Source organism: Thioalkalivibrio sp. ALJ15 (assembly GCF_000383695.1).
Taxonomy (GTDB): Bacteria; Pseudomonadota; Gammaproteobacteria; order Ectothiorhodospirales; family Ectothiorhodospiraceae; genus Thioalkalivibrio.
The window spans coordinates 272,456-296,790 of record NZ_KB912056.1; the positions used below are offsets into that span (position 1 = coordinate 272,456).

Sequence of the window (24,335 nt, forward strand, 5' to 3'; positions counted from 1 at the left end):
GAGGGAGTGTCTCCCCAACGGAAGCAGGGGCCCGTACGGCCGTCAAGAAACCCGTGCGGAACCCCTGTAGTGCGAACCGGGGCTCACCCGCAGGTGAACCCCGGGAGTAATGGCTTTACTGACCGCCACCCAGCGAGTGGACGTACGCCGTCAGCATCTTGATTTCGTCGTCCGACAGGCGGTCGGCAAACGCCGGCATCTCGCGCTGGATACCATCGCGGACGAAGTTGGCCACCAGGCGCAGGCGCTCGGAGTCACTGTCCGCACCCTGCACGTCGATCAGACCCCAGATGTTGTTGGTCAGATTCGGCGCGCCCTGCGAGGCCAGGCCCTGGCCATCTTCGCCGTGGCACTGGAAGCAGCCGCCCTCCATGCCGGTGAAGATCCGTTCGCCGGCATCCGCCAGGTCGGAGTCAACATCGTAATCGTTCAGCGACAGGACATAGGCCGCCACTTCGTTCATCTGATCGCCGGTCAGCGTGTCGCGATAGCCCGGCATGTAGCCCAGACGACCTTCGCGGATGGTGTGCTCGATCTGCTCGACCGTGCCGCCCCACTTCCAGTGGTCGTTACGCAGGTTCGGATACTGCCCGATCACACCCGCGCCGCCGACCTGGTGGCAGGCCGCGCACCAGGTCCCGAAGGAGCCCTGGGCGTAGGCGTTGACGAAGCTCATGGAGTCGGCGTCGGCCAGGATCGTCTCGTAGTCCTGGCTGGCGACCTGCTCCAGCATCTCGCGCTGGCGCACCGCGTACTCGCCGGTCTGCATGTCGCGGGCCAGCAGGGCACGGGTATTCCAGTGCGTGGTGCGCTCTTCGCCGTTCACCTCGTAGGTGATGGTGGCAAAGCCTTTGGTGAAGCTGTCGCCGATGGGCCAGGCCGGATAGATCAGCCAGTAGACCAGCGCAAACACGACCGTGGCGTAGAAGCCCCACAGCCACCAGCGCGGGAGCGGGTTGTTGTATTCCTGAAGGTCCCCGTCCCAGACGTGCCCGGTGGTCTCGACCTGGTTCTTATCGCGGTTGTCCTGTGTGCTCATTGCTTTTCGCTCTCGGTTTTGTCGCGCCGGGCCGTGGGCTCCAGGTGCGAATCATCTTCTTCCAGAGGAATGTAGCGATACGTCTCGAACTTCCTGGCCCGGCTCGGCTTGGCGAACAGGTAAATCACGATCCCGATGAACGTGCTCATGAACAGCACCAGCGCAAACATCTTGCTGTTGCCGAGATCCGTGATCCATTCCCAGGCTGCTGCCATTTCTCCCAACCTTGGCCGGGCCGAATTCCCTAACGGAATTCGGCGAAGTGGCCGTCGTCGTATTCGCTGAAGTCCACCATGGTGCCGAGCACCTGCAGGTAGGCCACCATGGCATCCATCTCGGAGATGAACGAGGAGTCGCCGTCAAAGTTCTCGGCCTGCGCCTGCTCGATCAGCATCTCTTCGGCGTTGTTGATGTCGAACATCCGGGCGTGTTGTTCGCCGAACTTCTCGACATTGGCCTCGTACTCTTCCTCGGTGATCGAGTACGGCACGCCGACTCGCTTCAGGGCACGCATACGCGCCGCGATATCGGAGTAGTCCAGCGGCGTGGTCGCCAGCCACGGATAACCGGGCATGATCGACTCGGGCACCAGCGACTGCGGGTCAATCAGATGCTGGACCTGCCATTCATTGGAGTACTTGCCACCAACGCGCGCCAGGTCAGGCCCGGTACGCTTGGAGCCCCACTGGAACGGATGGTCGTACTTGGACTCCGCTGCCAGCGAGTAGTGGCCGTAACGCAGCATCTCGTCACGGAACGGGCGCACCATCTGCGAATGGCAGGTGTAGCAGCCCTCGCGGACAAAGATGTCCCGCCCGCGCTGCTCCAGCGGGGTGTACGGGCGCACGCCGTCTACTTCTTCGATCGTGTCGTCGATGTAGAACAGCGGGACGATCTCGACCAGGCCGCCCACACTGATCACCGCGAGCGTCAGGATGATCAGCAGGCCGGCATTGGTTTCAACGCTTTCGTGCTTCATGGATCTAGTCTCTCCCTATCAGGCCGTGCGGGCTTCGGCCGCGCGGGCTTCTTCACGCTCGCGAGCTTCGGACTTGATGCCCATGCGGACGGTCATGGCGATGTTCCAGGCCATGATCAGCATGCCGGCGAGGAAGAACCCGCCACCAATGGCACGCACCACATACGGACGATGCAGGAACACCACCGACTCGGTGAAGGTGTAGGCGAGGTTCCCGTACTGGTCGAAGGCACGCAGCATCAGGCCCTGACCGATACCGGCCACCCACATCGCGGTGATGTACAGCACGATCCCGATGGTCGCCAGGAAGAAGTGCACGTATACGAGCTTGAGGCTGTACAGGTTGACGCCCCACAGACGCGGGATCAGGTGGTACAGCGAACCGAAGGTGATCATCGCCACCCAGCCCAGCGCACCGGAGTGCACGTGGCCGACGGTCCAGTCGGTGTAGTGCGACAGCGCGTTCACGCTCTTCAGCGACATCATCGGACCTTCGAAGGTCGACATGCCGTAGAACGACAGCGCCGTGATCAGGAACAGCATGATCGGGTCGGTGCGCAGCTTATCCCAGGCCCCCGACAGGGTCATGATGCCGTTGATCATGCCACCCCAGGAGGGCAGCAGCAGCAGGATGGAGAAGGTCGCCGCCAGGGTGGAGACCCAGTCCGGCAGGGCGGTCCAGTGCAGGTGGTGCGCCCCCACCCACATGTACAGGAACACCAGCGCCCAGAAGTGGATGATCGACAGCTTGTACGAGTAGATCGGTCGACCGGCCTGCTTGGGCACAAAGTAGTACATCATCCCGAGGAAGGCCGCGGTCAGGAAGAAGCCCACCGCGTTATGGCCGTACCACCACTGACGCATCGCGTCCTGCACGCCGGAGAACAGCGGGTAGGAATCGGTGTGGAAGATGCCGACCGGCACCTCGAGGTTGTTGAAGATGTGCAGCAAGGCTGTCGCCAGAATGAACGACATGAAGAACCAGTTCGCCACATAGATATGCGGCTGGTTCCGACGCAGCAGGGTCTGCAGGTAGATCCAGAAGTAGGCCACCCACACGACCAGGATGATGATGTCGATCTGCCAGTTGAACTCGGCGTATTCGCGACCCTGGGTGATCCCCATGGTGTAGGTGATCACGCCGAGGATCAGCGCCAGGTTCCACCCGTAGAAGGTGAAGCTCGCCAGCGAATCACCATACAGCCGTGTCTGACAGGTGCGCTGGACGACATAGTAGGACGTCGCAAACAGGGCGTTACCACCGAAACCAAAGATGACCGCCGTGGTATGTACCGGACGGAATCGGCCAAAGGTGATCTGGGCGATATCGAAGTTCAGGAACGGAAATGCGAGCTGCGAGGCAATCCAGACCCCGGCCGCCATGCCAAACACGCCCCAGAGGACGGCGGCAATCGCGAAACGCTTGACGATCGCGTAGTTGTACTGCTCGGTTGAAGCGACTGACGTTGCGGGTACGGAACCCGCCGTAGTGGCTGCTTGCGACATGACTTTTTCCACCTTGCTGCGGGGAACACGGATGTCCCGATGGTTTCGGGGGGCGTGAACTTTACCCCATTCCAGACGCACAAAAAACCAAGACCGCCTGTAACACTCGGAAATAGCCCCAAGTCAGGCGGAACTTTCAGCGCCAGAGAGAATACATCTTTATGGCCTTGCTCTGCGAGGGGCCAATCGCGCCGGATTGATCTGGATCAAGAGACCGGCCGAACCGGGATCACCCGGCCTTGCGGCTTCGAGGGCGGCGGGGCCTCCGGCACCCAGGCATGGCCATACACAATCTCCCAAGTCGCCGGCAGTCGATCCTCGACCGCAAACGCCCGCGCATAGGCCTCGGCCACGGCCTGCAACCGGCGCGGGCCCAGCAGTCCGCGCCCACGCCCGGCCAGCGCATTGCGCACCCCCACCCCGCGCAGATCCCGCAGCAGGGTCTGGAAATCGCCGTAGGTGAGCGTCAGGGTCTCCTGATCCATCACCGGATCGGCGAACCCCGCGCGCACCAGGGCATCACCGATGTCATGCATATCGACAAAGGCATTCACGTGTTGCGCGCCCCCGCCGTCGACCTCGGCAAAGGCCGCGCGCAGCTCACGCAGGGTATCCGGGCCGAAGGTGGAAAAGGTCCACAGCGCCCCCGGGGCCAGCACACGCCGCACCTCGGCAAAGGTCTGATCGAGGCTGGCACACCACTGCAACGCCGCACTGGAGATCGCCAGATCGTAGTGCGCCTCCGGCAGGGGCAGTGCCTCGATGTCCGCACACACGGCCAGCGGCCGTCGCCACCAGCGGCCGCGGCGCTGCACCGCCGCGACCATCCCCGGGGCAAAGTCGACACCGGTCAGTTCGGCCTTGCGGTAGCGCCGCGCCAGGAGATCCAGCGCCTCCCCGGTGCCGCAGCCCAGATCCAGCACGCGGACCGGTTGGAGCTTGACCAGATCGAGTCGCTCGAGCAGCCGCCCCTGGACCTCGCGCTGCAGCACCGCATGGGCCTCGTAGCCCGCGGCCGCCCGCCCGAAGGCCTCGCGTACGCGCGCCTTGTCGAGTGCGTATTCATCTGCCTCCGTCATGGATCGCCGATCACTCCAGTGCCGCTACAAACTCGTTTATGAAGGCCGCCACGGGCGCCGGGTCCTGCCACCACTGCGCATGCCCCCCGGGCCGCACGGCCAGTCGGGCGTCCGGGCGCAGGCCGCGCAGGCCGTCCGCCACGGTGGACGGCACCAGCGCGTCCCCCTCGGCGAGGCAGGCCGCGACCGGCACCGGACTGGATTGCCAGCAGGCGCGCTGGTCACGGCCCATCAGGCAGGCCAGCCCGGCCGCAAGGCCCTGATCGGTCGCCGGGGTACCCTCCAGCTCGCTCGTCAGGTCGGCGGCCAGCGAGGCCGCTTCCGGCGAGCCCCTGGCGCAGAGCATGGCCAGTCGCCGGTGCAGTCGCCGCCGGGGCCCCTCGAGGGCCAACTGAAAGTCCGCAAGCTCCGCGGCCGGCAGCGCATGGCCCCAGTCCGGGGCCGCTGCAAAACGCGGCGTAGAGTTGAGCAGGATCAGCCCCCGGGTATCCGGCATCTGGCGCGCCAGCTCCAGCGCAACCAGCCCGCCGAGCGACCAGCCCAGCCAGATGGGGCGCGACAGCGGGCGCGGCAGCTGAGCCCGGATGGCCTCGCAGGTAGCCACAGGATCGCCCAGGGCCTCTCCACCAGCGAGTTCCCCGTGCCCCGGCAGGGCCGGCGCGTGGATCTCGAACCCGGGCAGCGCGGCACGCAAAGGCGCCCAGACTGCCGGGGAGAACCCCCAGCCGTGCAGCAGCACAAGGGTCGGGCGCGTCATCGCGGGCCAACCCGCCGCCACCCTGAACTCAGCGCCCCGGCTTGCGTATCATGGGCGCCGGTTCGCGCCGAACCCCACCCAACCGAATCTTCAGGTCGAGTTTGCATGGACATCGTACTGGGCATTGTCATCGCGTATCTGCTGGGATCGCTTTCCACGGCCATCGTCGTGAGCAAATTGCTGCGGCTACCGGACCCGCGTCACACGGGCTCGGGCAACCCCGGTGCGACCAACGTACTGCGCTACGGCGGCAAGAAGGCGGCCATCATCACGTTGATCGGGGATGTCGGCAAGGGCTGGCTGCCGGTGTTCGTCGCCGCCCAGCTCGGCATCTTCCCGACCTGGGCGCTTGGCCTGATCGGCCTGGCCGCCTTCCTCGGACACGTGTTTCCCGTGTACTACCGCTTTGGTGGGGGCAAGGGCGTGGCCACGGCCCTGGGCGTGCTACTGGCGCTCAACCCGCTGGTCGGCGGGCTCACGCTGCTGACCTGGCTCGTGGTCGCCGCGATCTGGCGCTACTCCTCCCTGTCGGCCCTGGTCGCGGCGACCCTGGCACCCGTCTATTTCGTGTTCCTGGAGCCGGACTTCTGGGTCGCGCTGATCGTGGCGGGCATGGCCGTGGTGCTGTTCATCCGCCACGACACCAACATCCGCCGCCTGATGCGCGGCGAGGAAGGCAAGATCGGCTACAAGAAGGACGAAGCCGAAGCGGAAGAGCCGCCCCGAGACTAGCGGTCTGCCTCAGGCGGAGAGCTCCGCCAACGGCCAGCGGGCACGCGCCGTGATCGCCGGGGCCTGGTCGTCGGGGGTCCAGCCCGCCTGCAGGCGGCGCAGCCCGGCGAGCGCGATCATCGCCCCGTTGTCCGTACAGAACTCGATCCGCGGAAAATACACCGGCACCCCCTGCTGCGCGGCCATCGCCTGCAGTCCCGCGCGCAGCCGGGTATTCGCGGCCACCCCACCGGCGACCACCAGCGCCGGGGCCTGACTCTGCTCCAGCGCCCTCCGGGTCTTCTCCACCAGGGTCTCGCTGACCGCCTCCTCGAACGCGCGCGCGACATCCTGCGGGCGGTATTCCTGCTTGTTCAGGGCAGTCAGCACGGCCGTCTTCAGGCCGGAAAAGCTCATGTCCAGCCCCGGCCGGTCGAGCATCGGGCGCGGCAGGCGCAGGGCATCGCTCGCCCCCTGCTCGGCCAGGCGCGACAGGGCGGGACCTCCGGGATAGCCCAGCCCCAGCAGCTTGGCGGTCTTGTCGAAGGCCTCGCCAGCGGCGTCGTCGATGCTCTCGCCCAGCAGTTCGTAGTCGCCCAGAGATCGGGCGTGGATCAGCTGCGTGTGCCCGCCCGAGACCAGCAGCACCAGGAACGGGAAATCGAGCCCGGCGTCTTCCAGGAACGGGGCCAGCAGATGGCCTTCGAGGTGATGTACCGGCATCGCCGGCACGCCCCAGCCCCAGGCGAGCGAACGCGCGACCGAGGCCCCCGTCAGTAGGGCCCCAAGCAGGCCCGGCCCGCCGGTATAGGCGATCGCATCCAGCTCGGGGCCCTTCACGCCCGCCTCGTCCAGCACCGCCCGCAGCAGCGGCAGCAGGCGCCGGATGTGATCGCGCGAAGCGAGCTCCGGTACCACGCCGCCGTAGACCGCGTGCAGGTCAGTCTGGCTGTACAGCCGGTGCGCGAGCAGGCCGCGCTGATCATCGATCAGCGCCACGCCCGTCTCGTCGCAGGAGGTCTCGATACCCAGGACTTTCATAAGAGCAGCATGCCTCGGGGCACGGGTGCGGGGAAGGATTCCGGGCGAACCGGACGGGATTGCGAGTCCCTCACAGGCGGCCGCGCCGATCGGGGATCGCGGTGAAATCGAGCGCGGTACAGGCGCGACCCAGGGTCATCACCTGAAAACGCTCGCCCATCTCTCCGGGCAGGGTCAGCATGCGCACGGCCTGGGCGGCCTGCATGGTCTTGCGGGCATCCTCGCCACTGCCGACGCGCGCCTCGAAGCGCTGCGCCAGGCCCGCACCCAGCAGGAACTCGCCCTGCGCGGCATAACCGAGCACATCGAGCCCCGCCGCATCCGCGGCCTCGGCCACCGCAGTGAAATCGACGCTGGCCGTCAGGTCCATCAGCCCGGGCTGCGCCAGGGGGTCCAGCATCATCTGCTGACGGTAATAGCCAACCAGCGTGCCCTGGTGGCGCTCCGCGGCGTAATACGCGGCCCGCGGAAACCCGTAGTCGACCAGCAACGCTACACCCTGCTCCAGACAAGCGGCCACGCTCGCAACCCAGGCCGCCTGAGCCGGACGCCACTCGGAGGTGTATCCGTCGGGCCAGGGGCCATGCACCGCCTGCAGCTCGCGCACGACGTCCGCCAGTGGCTCGGGGGCCGACTGCTCCGCCAGCACCAGCCTGCCGTCGCCATCCACTGTGACACCCATCTGCCAGGGCTGGCCCTCGCGCCAGCGAAAGAGCTCCACCGGCAGTGCGTCGAGCACCTCGTTCGCCAGTACCACACCCCGGATCGGCTCCTCGGGCAGGGCATCGAGCCATTCCACCCGGGCGTACTCCTCCGGCTCCAGGCGTTCCGCCAGGTGCTCCTGCTGCACGGCCCGCAGGTCCGGGCTGACCTCGATGATCTTGTAGCACTGCCAGCCCACGCCCAGCTCGCGCAGCGTCACAAGCACATCGCCGGCCAGCCGGCCGCTGCCCGCGCCAAACTCCAGCAACTGCCCGCCGCCCGCCAGTTCGTCGCGCAGCAGCGGGGCCAGCCAGCTGGCCAGGGTCTCGCCGAAGAGCGAGGACAGCTCCGGCGCGGTCACGAAATCACCGCCCGCGCCCAACTTGCGCGCCCCGTTCACGTAATAGCCGAGCCCCGGCGCATACAGCGCCTGGTGCATGTAATCGACAAACGGGAGGAACCCGCCGTGCGCGGCGATACTCTGTTGCAGGGAGTCGTGCATCTGCCGCGCGATGGCGGCAGCCGGGTCGTCCGGCGTGGGTGTGCTAGGTTTCGGCGGCAGCATGGCGACAAATGGTACCAAGGCGAGGCATGACGTGACGGAACACACACAGGGAGAGCGATCGGAAACCGGCGTGGTGCTGGTCACTGGATCCGCGCGCCGGGTCGGCGCGACCATCGTGCGCTGGCTGCACGGCGAGGGCCTGCGCGTGCTCATTCACTATCGAGGGTCGCGCGACGACGCTGCCGCCCTGGCCGACTCGCTGAATGCCCGGCGCGAGGACAGCGCGCGCATCCTGCAAGCCGACCTGCTGAACCTGAACGACATCCAGCGCCTGGCACGCGAGGCGGAAGAGGCCTGGGGGCGGCTGGATTACCTGGTCAACAATGCCTCGACCTTCTACGCGACCCCGGTCGGCGCGATCGATACGCAGGCATGGGATGACCTGGTCGGGTCCAACCTGAAGGCCCCCACATTTCTGACCCAGGCCTGTGCGCCGGCGCTCGCGCGCACCCGGGGCGCAGTGGTCAACATCGTGGACATTCATGCCCTGCGCCCGCTGAAGGGTTACCCCGTGTATTCCGCGGCGAAGGCGGGACTCTGGGCCCTGACCCAGGCCTATGCCCGCGAACTGGGCCCGGACGTGCGTGTTAACGGCGTCGCACCCGGCGCAATCCTCTCGCCCGAGGATCCGAACAATGCCGGGACGCACGAAGCGATGGTCGAGCGCACCGCCCTCAAACGCGAGGGCCACCCCGACGACATCGCCCGTACGGTACGCTTTCTGCTGCTGGATGCGCCCTACATCACCGGACAGGTGATCCCGGTGGATGGCGGGCGCTCCGCCTCGCAGTAACGATCCGCGCGACGCGCTACACTGAATACATCCTCGAATCAAAAGAAGAGAACGGCCCATGATCGACCCCAAACGCTTTGACGATCTCGCGCGCCGGATCACCGAGAGCCTGCCAGAGTCGGTGCGCCATATGCAGGAGGATGTCCAGCGTCAGGTCCGCTCGTCGCTGCAGCACGGCTTCGAGCGCATGGACCTGGTCACCCGCGAGGACTTCGACGTCCAGGTTGCGCTGCTGGAACGCACCCGCGAACGCCTGGCCGAGTTGGAAGCCCGCGTGGAGGCCCTCGAGGCCGAACGCAAGACCGCGGAGTAACACACTCCCCATAGAACCACCGGGCACGGAGGCCCGGACCCGCAACAGGGAGGGCAAGGATGCCCATTGCCATCAGCCATGCCCGTGCGGTCGCCGGGATCCAGGCACCGCTGGTCACCATCGAGACTCACCTGGCCAACGGCCTGCCGTCATTCCAGATTGTCGGCCTGCCGGAGGCGGCCGTGCGCGAGAGCCGCGACCGCGTCCGCGCGGCCATCCAGACCAGCGGCTTCGACTTTCCCCGCCGCCGCATCACCGTCAACCTGGCCCCGGCCGACCTGCCGAAGGATGGCGGGCGTTTCGACCTCGGCATCGCATTGGGCATCCTCGCCGCCAGCCAGCAGATCCCGGGCAGCGCCCTCGAAGGGCGCGAGTTTCTGGGCGAACTGGGACTGGACGGGACCCTGCGACCGGTCGGCGGGACGCTGGCCGCCGCACTGGCAGCCGCTAATGAGGCGCGCGAGCTGATCGTGAACCCCGAGGACGGGGCCGAGGCGGCACTGGCCAGCGCCGCGCGGGTGCGCACCGCCGACCACCTGATCGCGGTCTGCGCCGGGCTGCAGGGTCAAGGGGAGCTGGACGAGGGCCGACCCGTCGAAGCGGAACCGGATCGCTACCCCGACCTGGCCGATGTGCGCGGTCAGCACCAGGCACGTCGCGCACTGGAGATCGCGGCCGCGGGTGGCCACCACCTGTTAATGGTCGGCCCGCCCGGCAGCGGCAAGTCCATGCTGGCCGCACGCATACCGGGCATCCTGCCACCGATGTCCGAGGCGGAAGCACTGGAGACCGCCGCGATCCACAGTCTGCGCGACACCGGCCACCTGCAGCGCGACTGGCGCGCCCGACCGTTCCGCTCGCCCCACCACACGGCCTCGGGGGTCGCACTGGTCGGTGGTGGCTCCACACCACGCCCGGGCGAGATCTCGCTGGCGCATCACGGCGTGCTGTTTCTGGACGAGCTGACCGAATTCCAGCGCAGTGTGCTCGATGTCCTGCGCGAGCCGCTTGAGACCGGGACGATTCATATCGCCCGAGCCGCCCGGCAGGCCGAGTTTCCCGCCCGGTTCCAGCTGGTAGCGGCGATGAACCCCTGTCCACAGGGCTTCGACTGCGACCTCGGGGCGCGCTGCCAGTGCTCCCCGGAACAGATGGCGCGCCACCGGCGACGCCTGTCCGCGCCGCTACTGGACCGCATCGACCTGGCGATCGAGGTCCCGCGCATCCCGCCGCCCGAACTGGCCTCGCATGGCGAACCCGGCGAAGACTCCAGGACCGTCGCGCAACGCGTCGCCCTGGCGCAGGAACGCCAACGGCAACGCCAGGGCTCCCTCAATCGCGAACTGGCGGGCCAGATGCTGGACCAGCACGCCACCCTGGAGGCAGGCGATCGCGCCCTGCTGGACCGCGCTGCGGAGCGCTTTCGCCTGTCGGCACGCGCCTACCACCGCATCCTGCGCCTCGCGCGGACGATCGCCGACCTCGAACCCAGCGACCCGATCACGACCGGTCACCTGACCGAGGCGCTCAGCTATCGCGCGCTGGATCACTGGCGCACCCAGTAACCAGGCAAAGAAAAGGCCCGCACGGCAGCTGCCGACGCGGGCCTTGAGATCGGATCGAAACCGATCAGTCTTCGAAGGTCGCGACGTACACCGCCAGGTCGGCAATGTCCTGGTCCGACAGGCGGGCCGCATTCGGCGCCATCAGGGCCGTGCGGTCACCCACGGTCTCGCCGGCACGGTAGCGCACGAGCTTGTCGGCGGTGTACTCGGCGGTCTGGCCGGCAATCTTCGGGAACGCGGGGGAACCCTGACCCTGGGCACCATGGCAAGCGATGCAGGTGCTGTACAGGGACTCGCCACGACTCACGTCACCGGTATCCAGGGCAATCCCTTCCAGTGCTTCGTCGTCCTCGACAGCGGCATCGTCATCTTCGGTCACGGCCTCGCCGTTACCGTTTTCGTCACCATTGCCGTTCTCATCGCCGTTGGCGTCTTCGGGCTCCCAGCCGTGATCAATACCGGCTTCGTCCAGCATGTAGACCACCACCAGCTTCACTTCCTCGTCACTCAGGCTGGAATCACCGCCGCGAGCCGGCATCGCACCTATGCCGTTGATGGAGTTGTCGAACACCTCGTCCAGGCTGCGCTCGTCGAGGCGGGCGGCCCAGGCGTCGGAGTCGCCCTTGATCGGGGCATCGGAGGCCCCGGTGTCGTGACAGGCCGCACAGACATTGCTGTAGATGTCACCCGGACTCAGGTCGGCGGTCTCTTCCTCCATATCGACCGGACCGGAGGCCACGCGACCGATCGGCTGGATGCGTTCGACGATCCGATCGCGCTCGGCCTCACTGGGCTCGCCTAGCTGGAGCCCTCCCATGAAGTTCGCCAACTGGATCAACAGGTAGATCACAGTGGCGAGCAGCGCCACGGATGCGATGAACATCAACACCTTGTTACCGGTGTCCATCTTGATCGGTTGATTCGCCACTTGCTCTCCCTCCGAAAGGTGCGGGCCGCGCGCGGCCGTAATGGTTCCTAGCCCAAGTATTCCCACGCGCCAGGCGCGCAAATCGGGCGCCGAGTATAGGGCATCGTCCCTCTCGAGACCACAAACCCAGTAGGGCAGTCAAAAATGCGCTGGACGGACCCGCTCAGCGCCCCGTATCATTACTCGTCTTGCGCCCGTAGCTCAGCTGGATAGAGCGCTGCCCTCCGGAGGCAGAGGTCAGAGGTTCGAATCCTCTCGGGCGCGCCATCATAAAGAAGAAGGGCCCCTAGCGGGCCCTTCTTCTTTATGGGGGTGTGCCCCGAGGGCCCGATGAGAACCTCCGTTCGAGCCGAGGCCCGCGCAGCGGGCCGACGCGCGGTACCGCCGCAGGCGGTGCCGGCCCGAAGGGCCAAGCGACCGCAGGTCGCGCAGCCATCCTCTCGGGCGCGACGTTTAAACGCCCTCGGAGCCAACCCCGCGAACCTCCGTTCGAATCGAGGCCCGCATCGCGGGCCGACATCGCGGCACCGCCAACCGGCGGTGCCGGTCCGAAGGACCGAGCCGCCAAAGGCGGCGAAGCCATCCTCTCGGGCGCGAAGCACGAACACCCAGGAAGCCAGCCCCATGCCTCCGTTCGAGCCGAGGCCCGCGCAGCGGGCCGACGCGCGGTACCGCCGCAGGCGGTGCCAGCCCGAAGGGCCAAGCGACCGCAGGTCGCGCAGCCATCCTCTCGGGCGCGCCGCCCGAACACCCCCGAGCCCAACGCCGCGCCCCCGTCGAATCAAGGCCTGCGCAGCGGCACGGCATCGCAAGTCACCCCCTCGGCGACAGCCTCGGGGCGTTCGCCGGCGCGAAGCCGTGCTTCGCGAAACCCCGGCTCACCCTCTCGGGCGCAACATCAGTTCCGCTTCCAACATGTCCTGGCCCGACCAGCGCGGCGATCCGGCATCCTGACCGGCAAATGCCGCCACTCCCTTGATCCAGATCAAATCGAAGCCCCGGCAGCAGCGCTAGCTTGAAGGTGACCACTGCAACCGGGAGTGCGTGATGTTGACTGAAATCATGTTTCAATCGCCCATCGGGATCCTGACGATCCTGACCCTGGTGGGCATCGTGGCGTTCTTCGTGTATGTCGGCTACTTCATCCTTCATGGCATGCACGAGGACGACAAGGCGAAATAACCCGCCTTGGGGAAACCAGGCACCATAAAAAAACGGGCCAGCATGCTGGCCCGTTTTAGTTGGGTATTCCCTGACGAGACCCTCGGTGGTCACCCGGCAACTGCGCCCGGCAACCGCCGAAGGCCGGCCGACATCAGGAGCCGGAGCCCCCGGGGGTATCCCCCAGCTCCCAGCGGCGCGCGTCAGTCGGGTCCGTGACCGGCGCGACCGAGGTACGGCCGCGAGCGGGCTCGGCCAGGGAGTTGGTGCAGGTCTGGGCACCGTGGTACAGGCGCACGACGTGCTTGGCCTCGGCGAAGAACAGCCACCGCTCCATGCCGATACCGATCAGGCTCGAGACAGCGGCCAGCCAGGCGATGCCGGCCGGGGCGCCCGACAGGATCGACGCGAACACCAGGACCGGGGCCACAAAGCCGAGCAGGAAGACGCCCATCTTCACGTTGTCGATGGTGTCCTTGCGCGGGTCGTAGCCGAACTCGTCGGTCAGGAAGGTGCCGGCGGTGTGGCCGGTATCCAGCAGGCGCACGGTCGCACGGTTGAAGGTGGTGGCGGTATTGATCGTCGGGCCATTCACGCGCGAGATCCAGAAGTAGTAGATCGCCTTCAGCACGGCGGCAGCAACCAGCGCGACCATCGCGACACCCGCATGCATCGCCGTGGCATTGCCGAACACGGTGGCAATGGCGGCAAACAGCGTGGTGCCGGTCGCGATGCCCAGCATGATGTAGTTGGCCGGGGTCAGCGCGGTGTTCCACTGGCGGATGGTCTTCAGACAACCGTAGATCATCCCCGTGGAGAACAGGGTGATCACGGCCAGCACGGCGGCGATCACGCCGGCCAGCGCCGGCAACGGCCCGATGGCCGCGCCCTGCAGCAGGACGCCCAGGCCATAGATCCCGGCGAAGGGATAGAACAGCACCGCGAACACGGCCTCGCGCGACAGCCAGGAGGTCTTGAAGCGCATGAACGAGCGCCAGGCGTTCTTCTTGTTCGCCAGGTGGCCGGTGGAGAGCATCAGCCCCAGGGTGATCATCCCCAGCGAGACCGCGCCGTGTGCCAGCAGCTCGCCGTGGCTCATGGCCGGACCGATGCCCGCGAGGTGGAAGGCCGCCAGCAGGATGAACAGGCCGTAGCCCGCACCGGAGATGACGGTAAACAGGATGACGGAAAATGCCGGATGCATATGAATTCTCCCGATCGGGCCGCGCCTAGCGCGCGACCATCTTGTTGACCCAGTCCTTCACCGAGCTGACCAGACGGTTGGCCCGCACGTCGTCGATGGGGATGGGACGGGTGATACGCGGGGGCAGATAGGTGTTGACTGGCTTGTAGCCCAGCTCCGGCATCTGCTTCACGCCGCCACGCTCGCGCACCAGGCGGCTGACCTCGGAGTTGTCGTCGTCGAAGTCACCGAAGAACCGGGCATGGGCCGGGCAGGTGATCACGCAGGCCGGCTGGCGTTCTTCCGGCGGCAGGGCCTCGTCGTAGATGCGGTCCACGCACAGCGTGCACTTCTTCATCACGCCGTCTTCGCGGTCCAGCTCGCGCGCACCGTAGGGGCAGGCCCAGGCACAGTAGTTACAGCCCATGCACTTGTCCTGGTCGACCAGCACGATGCCGTCTTCCGGACGCTTGTAGGAAGCGCCGGTCGGGCAGACATTCACGCAGTCGGCATACTGGCAGTGCATGCAGGACATCGGGATGTTGACGGTCTTGTTGTTGGGGTAGTCCCCGACCTCGTAGTGGCGCACGCGGTTGAACCAGACGCCGCTCGGGTCCTCGCCGTACGGGCGATAGTCGGTCAGCGCACCGGTGGTGCCGCTGGTGTTCCACTGCTTGCAGGCCACCGCACAGGCGTGACAGCCCACGCAGGTGTCCATGTCGATTACGAGTCCAAGTCGCATACAACTACTCCTCAAATTTCCTCGGGCCGCCGGCCGGGGCCGGCGGCATGGCCCGGATCCGTGATGCCTAGCGGTCTTCGTCCAGCGAGCCGCGGGTCAGCACGTCACGGATGGAACGATTCAGGTGCACCGGCTTGTGCGCGGCGTAGCGCAGCTGATCCGGGGCCTCGGACATGCCGGGGGCCGGCTTGACCGTGTCGAAGTCGGGCCAGGTGCTGGCCTCTTCCGGATCGGCCGGAGTGATCTTGACCTTCAGGTCGTACCACGCGGCCTGGCCGGTTACTGGGTCGGAGTTGGTGATGTTGTCCACCGGATCGCCCTTCTTCGGCAGCAGCTCGCTGATCAGGTGGTTCATCAGGAAGCCCTTGTTGGACTCGTTCGCGTCCGGCTTCAGGCCCCAGGCGCCCTTCTGCTTGCCGATCGCGTTCCAGGTCCAGACGGTGCTCGGCTCGCAGCCCTCGATCAGCTTGACCTGCACACGGACCTTGCCGTTGTGCGATTCCATCCACACCCAGGACAGGTCCTCGATGCCCATGGACTCGGCCTTGCCGCGGTTCATGTACAGGTAGTTCTGGGCGCAGATCTGACGCAGCCAGGCGTTCTGAGAGTCCCAGGAGTGGTACATGAACATCGGGCGCTGGTTGACCGCGTAGAACGGGTACTCGTCCTCGTCGATACGGGTCTGCTCCAGCGGCTTGTGCCAGATCGGCAGCGGATCGAAGAACTGGGTCAGGCGATCCTTGTGCTCCTGCTTGGTCGGCTGCGGACCGTCATACAGGCCCTGGCCGGCCAGCTTGAAGCGCTGCTGGGTCTCGGAATAGAGCTCGATCGTGATCGGATCGGTCTTGCCCACCCAGCCGGCGTGCTTGGCCAGCTCCAGGTACTCCTTGTTCGCGTAGCGGTAGAACTGCTGGTTCGGCGCCAGGTGATGCACGAAGAACCCCTGGTTCTCGATGTACGCCTCCCACTGCTTCGGGTTCGGCTCGCCACGCAGATGGCTCTTGCCGTCCTTGCCGCGGTAGCCGGACAAAAAGCCGATCCCCGGCTCCTTCTCGAAGTTGACGATGAAGTCCTTGTAATCGTCGAACTTGCGGCTGCCGTCGTCGTTGGTGAACGCCGGGAACTTCAGACGACCGGCCAGCTCGACCATGACCTCCTGCCAGGGACGCACGTCGCGGTCGACCTCGAGGATCGGGTGGCGGATGGAGTCCGCCGCCGCGGCCGGCTCGGAGATCGGGCGGTCCAGCATGGAGATCGTGTCGTAACGCTCCAGATAAGTCGTGTCCGGGAGCACCAGATCGGCAAAGTTGACCGTCTCCGAGTGGAACGCGTCCGCGACCACCAGGAACGGGATCTTGTACTCGCCGCTGTCGTCCTTCGCCCGCAGCATGTCCATCACCTCGGCGGTATTCATCGAGGAGTTCCAGGACATGTTCGCCATGAAGAAGATCAGCGTGTCGATCGGGTAGGGATCGCCGTTGACCGCGTTGGTCACCACCATGTGCATCAGGCCATGGTTGGAGATCGGAGCATCCCAAGAGAAGGCCTTGTCGATGCGCAGCGGGTTGCCGTCGTCATCGATGACCAGGTCCTCCGGCGCGGTCGGGAAACCGAGCGGCGGGCTCTTCAGCGGGGTGTTCGGCGCGCATTCCTTGGCCGGCTTGATGCCCGGCGGGACGTGCTTGGGGTACGGCGGCTTGGCCAGGTGACCACCAGGGCAGTCCACCGAGCCCAGCATGATCTGCAGCAGATGGATCGCGCGGCAGGTCTGGAAGCCGTTGGAGTGCGCGGAGATGCCGCGCATCGCGTGCATGGAGACCGGACGGCCGAACACCTTGTCGTGCTTGCGGCCCCAGGAGTCGGTCCACTCGATGTCGAGCTCGATCGTCTCCTTGAACGCGACGTGCGCCATCTCCAGCGCCAGACGCTCGGTCTGGTCGGCCGGCACGCCAGTGATCTTGGCGGTATTTTCCGGGGAATACTCCTCCGACAGATAGCGCTCGGCCAGCAGCGTCATCACGGTCTTGACCGGGCGGCCATCGGGCGCGGTGTACTCGCCGAACAGCGCCGGCTTGATATCGACCTGGGTGCCGTCGACGAACGCTTCCTGCTCCAGTTCCCAGACCAGCGGGTTGCCGGCCTCGTCACGCAGGATCAGGCCATCGCCCTTCTGCCCCGGGGTCTGCACGACCAGCTGGGTGGCGTTGGTGTAGCGCACCAGGAAATCCCAGTCGAACTGATCGTTCTTCAGCAGCACGTGCAGCATCGACAGCGCGAACAGGCCGTCGGTACCGGGCTTGATGCCCACCCACTCGTCGGCGATCGCCTGGTAGCCGGTGCGCACCGGGTTGATGGCGACAAACTTGCCGCCGCGGCGCTTGAGCTTCTCCAGCCCGATCTTGATCGGGTTGGAGGCATGGTCTTCCGCCACGCCCCAGAGCATGTGGTACTTGGTGCGGTCCCAGTCGGGATCGCCGAACTCCCAGAAGGCGAAACCGGTGGTGTACAGGCCGCCGGTGGCCATGTTGACCGAGCAGAAGCCACCGTGGGCCGCCCAGTTATAGGTGCCGAACTGGGTCGCCCACAGGCCGGTCAGGGCCTGCATCTGGTCACGGCCGGTAAAGAACGCCAGCTTGCGCGGGTCGGTCTCGCGGATCTTCTGCAGACGCGTGGACAGCATGTCCAGGGCCTCGTCCCAGGAGATCGGCTCGAACTCGCCGGCGCCGCGCTCGGTACCCGGCTTGCGGCGCATCGGCTGGTGCAGGCGCGCCGGGGACTGTTGCTTCATGATGCCGGCGTTGCCCTTGGCACACAGCACACCCTTGTTGATCGGGTGGTGCCGGTTGCCCTGGATATAACGGACCTTGTTGTTCTGGACCGTAACCTTGATGCCGCAGCGGCAGGCACACATGTAGCAGGTGGTGTACTTGATCTCCTGCTCGCTGTGGTTCTCGAACTCGGGTAAGGCACTCATTCAGGCGACCCCATAGATTATGGTTTGCTTATTCACGCTGGGCATATTGGCCATAAAGAAGCCTTTTGGCTAACGAAAAGTTCTTATCTAGGAATAAGCAGAAATAATCTACGAGAGAATTTATTTATTGCCGCATCGAATCTGGGGCCTTGTTGTGGCAATCACGGAAAAGTGGTCTACGATGTGTACCATGAAACATATCGCCCCCAGCGGCAGGACGGGACACCGTATGCAACACGCCCTCAAGGACGAGAACGCCCTGGTCGACGCCTTCGGCCGCCGCATCGAATATGTCCGTCTCTCAGTTACCGACCGCTGCGATCTGCGCTGCTTCTACTGCATGCCCAAGGGCTTTCGTGACTTCGAGGAGCCGGAGCACTGGCTGAGCTTCGAGGAGATCGAGCGCGTGATGGGGGCCTTCGGGCGACTCGGCACCCGCCGCGTGCGCCTGACCGGCGGCGAGCCGCTGGTGCGCAAGAACCTCCCGGATCTGGCCGCGCGCCTGAACGCCCTGCCCGGCATCGACGACATCTCGCTGTCCACGAATGCCACGCGCATGGCGCGCCATGCCCAGGAGCTGAAGGACGCCGGCGTGGCCCGCATCAACGTCAGCCTCGACTCGCTCAAACCCGAGGTCTTCAAGGAGATCACCGGCGGCAAGCTGGAGAAGGTGCTGGACGGCCTGATGGCCTCCAAGGCCGCCGGGCTCGACCCAATCAAGATCAACATGGTGGTGATGGGCGGGATCAACGAGCCGGAGGTCGAGGACATGGTCGACTTCTGCATCGAACACGGCTTCACTCTGCGCTTCATCGAGACCATGCCGATGGGCGACACTGGCCGCGAGGCAAAAGAGGGTCACTACGTGAACCTGCAGGACGTGCGCGCCCGTCTGGAGCAGCGCTACAACCTCGTCCCCGGCGTGATGCCCGGCGGCGGCCCGGCGCGCTACATGCAGATCCCGGATACCGACGTGCGCATCGGCTTCATCACCCCGATCTCGCAGCACTTCTGCGACACCTGCAATCGCGTGCGCCTGTCGGTGGACGGCACTATCTACACCTGCCTGGGCAACGAACACAGCCTGAACCTGCGCCCCTACCTGCGCGAAGGCTGCAGCGACTCGGAGCTGGAAGACCTGGTAATCCAGGCGATCAACCTGAAACCCGAGCGTCACGAGTTCTCGGAACGCCCGGAGAAGGTCATGCGCTTCATGTCCATGACCGGCGGATGACACCACCGCAAGGCTTGCTAACAAGAAAGGCCCGTCCAGCGAGACGGGCCTTTCTTGTTAGGGGGGCCGCTTTATTAGGGCCAGGGCTTGCCGCCTCTGCAGCTAACCGAGCAACCCGCGCAGAATGAAGAAGAACACGATGGCCAGGATCGCCCCGGCCGGCAGGGTCACGATCCAGGACATGAAGATCATGCGCACCAGGCGCAGGTCGATCGCGGCGATCCCGCGCGCCATGCCGACACCCAGGATCGCCCCCACCAGCGTATGGGTGGTGGAGATTGGCAGCCCGGTACCGGAGGCCAGTACGACGGTCGCAGCCGCCGCCGCGGTGGCCGCGTAACCGCGGCTGGGCGTCAGCTGGGTGATGCCGGTGCCGACCGTGGCGATCACCTTGTGGCCATAGGTAAACAGCCCGAACACGATCCCGAAGCCGCCCAGCAGCAGGACCCACATCGGCACCACGGTCTCCGGGTCCACCTCGCCAGTCTGGATCACGTCCACCACCGCGGCCAGCGGCCCGACCGCGTTCGCGACATCGTTGGAGCCCAGCGCGAAGGCCATCGCACAACCGGTGACGACCATCATCACGCCGAAGACCTTCTCGACATCGCTGAAGTGCGAGCCGTGGGCTTGCAAGGAGGCCTCCTCGAAACGCAGGCGCCGGATCGCGAAGAGTCCGACCACCACCACCGCCACGCTGATCAGTACGGCGAAGCTGTAGGCCTGGGCGGTAGTGAGGTCCAGCCCGACGTGCGTCAGCCCCTTGAACATCGTGACCAGCGCGGTCACGAAGGCCGTCAGAAAGATATACAGCGGCGCCCAGCGCTTGGCGTTCTTCAGCGGGTCGACGGTGTCGAGGATCAGCAACTGGATGCTGCGGAACAGCGCGAAGGCGATCATCCCGCCGATCATCGGGGACAGCACCCAGGAGATCGCGATGGTCCCGACGCGCTCCCAGCGCACCACTTCAAATCCGAGGCCCACCACCGCAAAGCCGATGATCGCGCCGATGATGGAGTGCGTGGTGGAGACCGGCCAGCCGAAATAGGAAGCGGTCAATAGCCAGGTGCCCGCCGCCGCCAGCGCCGCGAGCATGCCGTAGACCAGCAGCGAAGGACTGTCCGCGAGCAGTGCCGAGTCCACCATCCCGCTGCGGATGGTCTGCGTCACCTCGCCGCCCGCCAGCCACGCCCCGGCAAACACGAACACCGCGGCCACAAAGACCGCCTGGCGAATGTTGAGGGCCCGCGAGCCGACCGAGGTACCCATTGCGTTGGCGACATCGTTGGCGCCAATACCCCAGGCCATGAAGAGCCCGAAGATGACTGCAAGGCCGAGCAACAGGGTGCCGTATTCCATGCGGTCCTCGGTACGTGGTGCGAGTGGTTACTTGGCCAGCATCAGCTGCAGGCGGCTGCCCACGCGCTGGGCCAGATCGGCCAGCTCGCCTATGGAATCAATCACGCGATACATGAAGATCACGTTCACCGGGGGCAGCTCCGCCTCCTGGGCAAACAGGATCTCGCGTACCTCGCGCTGGGCCTCGTCGGATTCGTGCTCGATCTGGTCCAGCTCGGTCAGGATGTCGTTGACCACCTCGACCTCGTGTCCGCGAAAGCCCGCCTCGACCAGCTCGTCCAGCTCGTTGACCGCGCGCCCGGCCTGATTGACCGCATCCACACTGCGATCCAGAAAGCGCTGCAATGGACCCTGCATATTGGCCGGGAACTGCATCTGGCGGCCCAGCATCAGCCCCGCGATGTCCTTGGCCATGTTTGCGATGCGGTCCTGGATCAGCAGGGTGTCGAGCACGTCGCGGCGCGACATCGCCAGCATCATGCCCTTGGGCAGGTGCAGCCGCAGGTCCTTCTTCAGGCGGTCGGCTTCGTGCTCGAGCTTGACGATCTTCTTCTGCTGAACGCGCGCGGTGTCCCAGTCGTCCCGGGCCATGGCCTCGATGAACGGCGGGAGCTCGGCGATGCAGGCGCGCACCTTCTCCATGTGCGCCTGCAGGGGGCGCACCGGCGAACGGCCAAACAGTTCGAAGACGAAGTTCTTGGGGCTCATGGCGGCGCGAAGAATGTCACAAAGGCGCAATGTACCGCAAAACAACCCTCGATACCCTGTCGCCTGCAGGCGAATGTGTGCCGCGTGCGCTACAATCGTGGCCCAGAGCTGGGGGTGCCCGTACCACATGTCGGGCTGAGAGAGTCCCCTTGAACCTGAACCGGTTAACACCGGCGGAGGGAAGCTCGGTCAACGGTCTGCTGTACCTGGGGTTCCTGCCCCCGCGATCGCCCTGCCCGCGCTCCCTTCGCCCCACGCGTCAGCAGAGGTCCGATCATGAGCGCCATCCCCGAGTCGTTTGCCCGCAAGACCGCCGAGGTCTCCGCGGAGGTCACCCGCCCGTTCCCGAACTCCGAGAAGCGTTACGTCGAGGGTTCGCGCGCGGACATCCGCGTGCCGTATCGCGAGGTCGCGCAGACGCCGACGATGACCTCCGGCACCCCCGAAGAGAACCCGCCGATCCCGGTCTACGACACCTCCGGCCCCTACACCGACCCCGACGCAAGCATCGACCTGCACCGGGGGCTGGCGGACCTGCGCGGCCCCTGGATCGACGAACGCGCGGACACCGAGTGGCTGGACGGCCCGAGCTCCGAGTACGGCCGCGCCCGCGCCGCCGATCCGGAACTGGCCAGCCTGCGCTTCGGGCACATCCGCCCGCCGCGCCGCGCGCAGGCCGGCGCGAACGTCTCGCAGATGCACTACGCCCGGAAGGGCATCATCACCCCGGAGATGGAGTACGTCGCGATCCGCGAGAACAACCGCCTGCAGGAGCTGCGCGCCGACCCGCGCTACCAGAAGCTGCTGCGCCAGCACGCCGGCGAGTCGTTCGGCGCCTCCATCCCGGATGAAATCACCCCCGAGTTCGTGCGTGACGAGATTGCCCGCGGTCGCGCGATCATCCCCGCCAACATCAACCACCCCGAGCTCGAGCCGATGATCATCGGCCGCAACTTCCGGGTGAAGGTGAACACCAACATCGGCAACTCCGCGGTCACCTCCTCGATCGAGGAGGAGGTAGAAAAGCTTGTCTGGTCCGCGCGCTGGGGCGGCGACACCCTGATGGACCTGTCCACCGGCAAGAACATCCACGAGACCCGCGAGTGGATCCTGCGCAACTCGCCGGTACCGATCGGCACCGTGCCGATCTACCAGGCGCTGGAGAAGGTCGACGGCAAGCCCGAGGACCTGACCTGGGAGCTGTTCCGCGACACCCTGATCGAGCAGGCCGAGCAGGGCGTGGATTACTTCACCATCCACGCCGGCGTGCGGTTGCAGTACGTGCCGCTGACTGCTGACCGCGTGACCGGCATCGTCTCCCGCGGCGGTTCGATCATGGCCAAGTGGTGCCTGGCGCATCACCAGGAGAACTTCCTCTACACCCACTTTGACGAGATCTGCGAGATCATGAAGGCCTTCGACGTCTCGTTCTCGCTGGGGGACGGCCTGCGCCCCGGCTGCCTGGCCGATGCCAACGACGCCGCCCAGTTCGGCGAGCTGGAGACCCTGGGCGAGCTGACGCAGAAGGCCTGGGCGCACGACGTGCAGGTGATGATCGAGGGCCCCGGCCACGTCCCGCTGCAGAAGGTGAAGGAGAACGTCGACAAGGAGCTGGAGGACTGCTTCGAGGCGCCGTTCTACACCCTTGGCCCGCTGGTGACCGACATCGCCCCGGCCTACGACCACATCACCTCCGGTATCGGCGCGGCCAACATCGGCTGGTACGGCACCGCGATGCTCTGCTACGTGACGCCGAAAGAACATCTGGGCCTGCCCAACAAGCAGGACGTGCGCGACGGCATCATCACCTACAAGATCGCCGCCCACGCCGCCGACCTGGCCAAGGGCTTCCCCGGCGCGCAGCTGCAGGACAACGCCCTGTCCAAGGCACGCTTCGAGTTCCGCTGGGAGGACCAGTTCAACCTGGCACTGGACCCGGAGCGCGCGCGCGAATTCCACGACGAGACCCTGCCGAAGGAGGCGCACAAGGTCGCCCACTTCTGCTCCATGTGCGGCCCGAACTTCTGCTCCATGAAGATCACCCAGGACGTGCGCGACTATGCCGCGGCCCAGGGCATCAGCGCTGACGAGGCCCTGCAGAAGGGCATGCAGGAGAAGGCGGTGGAATTCGTCGAGAAGGGCGCGGAGATCTACCGCAAGACCTGAGGCCCCAACAACGAAACCCGGGTGGCAGCCCGGGACACGCTGATTCAATCGCAATAGGCGATCATGGCGGCGTTATCGGCTGACGGGGAGGCGGGTTCTGTGACGAGCCACTAACCGATCGCTCGCCCCGCGCAGAATGGACGTCTACGCTTGTTGTACTGCGCCCGGCACAAGTACCGCCAGGAGGACCACGGCATCGCGACCGCCAGCCGCTATCGCAGCGCCAGCGCCCTCGCCGCGTTGCTGGCCGCCTGTCAGATTGGGGCGGCCACAGCCCGAGACGACGGAGCGGCCGTACAGCAGCGGCCAGACATCTCGGTCTTCGCCTATGGCGCTCGCTGGACCGACACCCGCTTCGTCGAGATCCTCCAGTTCCAGACCGCGATGCAGGACTCGCACCTGGCGGCCGCGGGCATCTCTCGCCGCCTCCACCGCTTCAGTGACCATCTGCATCTCGAAGGCGAGATCAGTGTCGCCCGGCACTGGGGTCAGCAGGATCACTTCGAACTAAACGCGGCCGCCAACCTGCGCTGGACCCGCTTCCCCTGGGACCAACTGGTGGACACCTCGGCCGCTTGGGGCATCGGCCCCTCGCGTGCCTTCGGCGATCCGGTCATCGAGGATCGCCGCCCCAGCCGCACCCAGGCGTTCATGATGGCCGAAGTCACCTTCGCGCCGTCCGCGTCACGAGACAGTTCATGGGAGGCCTTCCTCCGTATCCATCACCGCTCCGGCGTCTTTGGTGTGGTCAGCGATGCCAGCGGTTCCAATTTCATCGGCACCGGTGTCCGCTTTCACTTCGGCCCTCGATAACACGCTAACCGGCCACA

Annotated in this window: 22 protein-coding genes, 1 tRNA gene and 1 riboswitch; of the genes, 9 read left to right on the forward strand and 14 right to left on the reverse strand. The window is 66.0% G+C overall.

Annotated elements, in window-relative coordinates:
• Positions 1–115 precede the first annotated feature (115 nt).
• The 6 genes from ccoP to G015_RS0101340 form a co-directional block, all read right to left on the reverse strand.
• Complete coding sequence (gene ccoP, locus G015_RS0101315; RefSeq protein WP_012981576.1) at positions 116–1,039, reverse strand: cytochrome-c oxidase, cbb3-type subunit III; 924 nt, start codon at positions 1,037–1,039, stop codon at positions 116–118.
• Positions 1,036–1,254, reverse strand: coding sequence for a cbb3-type cytochrome c oxidase subunit 3 (locus tag G015_RS0101320; RefSeq protein ID WP_012981575.1), 219 nt, complete (start codon positions 1,252–1,254; stop codon positions 1,036–1,038). The genes ccoP and G015_RS0101320 overlap by 4 nt, the downstream gene beginning before the upstream one ends.
• A 29-nt stretch (positions 1,255–1,283) precedes the next feature.
• Entirely contained in the window at positions 1,284–2,018 is a 735-nt protein-coding gene (gene ccoO / locus G015_RS0101325; protein WP_012981574.1) for a cytochrome-c oxidase, cbb3-type subunit II, read from the reverse strand.
• An 18-nt stretch (positions 2,019–2,036) separates the two neighbouring features.
• Entirely contained in the window at positions 2,037–3,524 is a 1,488-nt protein-coding gene (ccoN, locus tag G015_RS0101330; RefSeq protein WP_012981573.1) for a cytochrome-c oxidase, cbb3-type subunit I, read from the reverse strand.
• Positions 3,525–3,730: 206 nt separating this feature from the next.
• Positions 3,731–4,603, reverse strand: coding sequence for a malonyl-ACP O-methyltransferase BioC (gene bioC / locus G015_RS0101335; RefSeq protein ID WP_012981572.1), 873 nt, complete (start codon positions 4,601–4,603; stop codon positions 3,731–3,733).
• A gap of 10 nt (positions 4,604–4,613) precedes the next feature.
• Positions 4,614–5,360, reverse strand: a complete 747-nt coding sequence (locus G015_RS0101340) for an alpha/beta fold hydrolase (protein WP_012981571.1) — start codon at positions 5,358–5,360, stop codon at positions 4,614–4,616.
• A 105-nt stretch (positions 5,361–5,465) separates the two neighbouring features.
• On the opposite strand from G015_RS0101340, the gene plsY reads away from it, so the two are divergent.
• The gene (gene plsY / locus G015_RS0101345; protein WP_012981570.1) at positions 5,466–6,092 is read left to right on the forward strand and encodes a glycerol-3-phosphate 1-O-acyltransferase PlsY; all 627 of its coding nucleotides are present in this window, start codon (positions 5,466–5,468) and stop codon (positions 6,090–6,092) included.
• Positions 6,093–6,101: 9 nt separating this feature from the next.
• Here plsY and tsaD read toward each other — a convergent pair whose 3' ends face one another.
• Both tsaD and G015_RS0101355 read right to left on the reverse strand, forming a co-directional pair.
• Positions 6,102–7,112 (reverse strand): tRNA (adenosine(37)-N6)-threonylcarbamoyltransferase complex transferase subunit TsaD, encoded by a 1,011-nt coding sequence (gene tsaD / locus G015_RS0101350; RefSeq protein ID WP_012981569.1) that lies wholly within the window; start codon positions 7,110–7,112, stop codon positions 6,102–6,104.
• Between the two features lie 70 nt (positions 7,113–7,182).
• Positions 7,183–8,316 (reverse strand): class I SAM-dependent methyltransferase, encoded by a 1,134-nt coding sequence (locus tag G015_RS0101355; RefSeq protein ID WP_020146047.1) that lies wholly within the window; start codon positions 8,314–8,316, stop codon positions 7,183–7,185.
• Positions 8,317–8,449: 133 nt separating this feature from the next.
• Here G015_RS0101355 and G015_RS0101360 point away from each other — a divergent pair, with 133 nt between their 5' ends.
• Genes G015_RS0101360 through G015_RS0101370 form a run of 3 tightly spaced genes read left to right on the forward strand, consistent with a single transcriptional unit; the run spans position 8,450 to position 11,050 of the window.
• Complete coding sequence (locus G015_RS0101360) at positions 8,450–9,172, forward strand: pteridine reductase (protein ID WP_018138211.1); 723 nt, start codon at positions 8,450–8,452, stop codon at positions 9,170–9,172.
• A gap of 58 nt (positions 9,173–9,230) precedes the next feature.
• The gene (locus G015_RS0101365; protein WP_012981566.1) at positions 9,231–9,485 is read left to right on the forward strand and encodes an accessory factor UbiK family protein; all 255 of its coding nucleotides are present in this window, start codon (positions 9,231–9,233) and stop codon (positions 9,483–9,485) included.
• 59 nt (positions 9,486–9,544) lie between these two features.
• On the forward strand, positions 9,545–11,050 hold the full coding sequence (locus tag G015_RS0101370; protein WP_012981565.1) for a YifB family Mg chelatase-like AAA ATPase: 1,506 nt from the start codon (positions 9,545–9,547) through the stop codon (positions 11,048–11,050).
• Positions 11,051–11,114: 64 nt separating this feature from the next.
• On the opposite strand, the gene G015_RS0101375 is transcribed toward G015_RS0101370, so the two are convergent.
• Complete coding sequence (locus G015_RS0101375; protein WP_012981564.1) at positions 11,115–11,978, reverse strand: c-type cytochrome; 864 nt, start codon at positions 11,976–11,978, stop codon at positions 11,115–11,117.
• Between the two features lie 190 nt (positions 11,979–12,168).
• Here G015_RS0101375 and G015_RS0101380 point away from each other — a divergent pair.
• Positions 12,169–12,245: transfer RNA gene (locus G015_RS0101380), tRNA-Arg, on the forward strand.
• 780 nt (positions 12,246–13,025) lie between these two features.
• The gene (locus tag G015_RS14420; RefSeq protein WP_012981562.1) at positions 13,026–13,160 is read left to right on the forward strand and encodes a hypothetical protein; all 135 of its coding nucleotides are present in this window, start codon (positions 13,026–13,028) and stop codon (positions 13,158–13,160) included.
• A 133-nt stretch (positions 13,161–13,293) separates the two neighbouring features.
• Here the strand turns inward: G015_RS14420 and G015_RS0101390 are convergent, their stop codons facing one another.
• The 3 genes from G015_RS0101390 to G015_RS0101400 all read right to left on the reverse strand — a co-directional run bounded on the left by G015_RS0101390 (position 13,294) and on the right by G015_RS0101400 (position 18,038).
• Positions 13,294–14,343, reverse strand: coding sequence for a DmsC/YnfH family molybdoenzyme membrane anchor subunit (locus tag G015_RS0101390; protein WP_012981561.1), 1,050 nt, complete (start codon positions 14,341–14,343; stop codon positions 13,294–13,296).
• 25 nt (positions 14,344–14,368) lie between these two features.
• Positions 14,369–15,064: a 4Fe-4S dicluster domain-containing protein gene (locus G015_RS0101395; protein WP_012981560.1), complete on the reverse strand. Its 696-nt coding sequence runs from the start codon at positions 15,062–15,064 to the stop codon at positions 14,369–14,371.
• A gap of 67 nt (positions 15,065–15,131) precedes the next feature.
• Complete coding sequence (locus tag G015_RS0101400) at positions 15,132–18,038, reverse strand: molybdopterin oxidoreductase family protein (protein WP_012981559.1); 2,907 nt, start codon at positions 18,036–18,038, stop codon at positions 15,132–15,134.
• Positions 18,039–18,267: 229 nt separating this feature from the next.
• On the opposite strand from G015_RS0101400, the gene moaA reads away from it, so the two are divergent.
• The gene (gene moaA, locus G015_RS0101405) at positions 18,268–19,272 is read left to right on the forward strand and encodes a GTP 3',8-cyclase MoaA (RefSeq protein ID WP_012981558.1); all 1,005 of its coding nucleotides are present in this window, start codon (positions 18,268–18,270) and stop codon (positions 19,270–19,272) included.
• Between the two features lie 102 nt (positions 19,273–19,374).
• Here the strand turns inward: moaA and G015_RS0101410 are convergent, their stop codons facing one another.
• Together G015_RS0101410 and G015_RS0101415 are read right to left on the reverse strand one after the other, a co-directional pair.
• Complete coding sequence (locus G015_RS0101410; protein ID WP_012981557.1) at positions 19,375–20,631, reverse strand: inorganic phosphate transporter; 1,257 nt, start codon at positions 20,629–20,631, stop codon at positions 19,375–19,377.
• Positions 20,632–20,658: 27 nt separating this feature from the next.
• Complete coding sequence (locus G015_RS0101415; RefSeq protein WP_012981556.1) at positions 20,659–21,339, reverse strand: TIGR00153 family protein; 681 nt, start codon at positions 21,337–21,339, stop codon at positions 20,659–20,661.
• 100 nt (positions 21,340–21,439) lie between these two features.
• Positions 21,440–21,538: riboswitch (TPP riboswitch) on the forward strand.
• A 77-nt stretch (positions 21,539–21,615) separates the two neighbouring features.
• On the opposite strand from G015_RS0101415, the gene thiC reads away from it, so the two are divergent.
• Together thiC and G015_RS0101425 are read left to right on the forward strand one after the other, a co-directional pair.
• Positions 21,616–23,505 carry a phosphomethylpyrimidine synthase ThiC gene (gene thiC / locus G015_RS0101420; protein ID WP_012981555.1) on the forward strand — a complete coding sequence of 630 codons (1,890 nt, stop codon included), beginning with the start codon at positions 21,616–21,618 and terminating at the stop codon, positions 23,503–23,505.
• 153 nt (positions 23,506–23,658) lie between these two features.
• Positions 23,659–24,318: a hypothetical protein gene (locus G015_RS0101425; RefSeq protein WP_028490869.1), complete on the forward strand. Its 660-nt coding sequence runs from the start codon at positions 23,659–23,661 to the stop codon at positions 24,316–24,318.
• Positions 24,319–24,335: the final 17 nt, after the last annotated feature.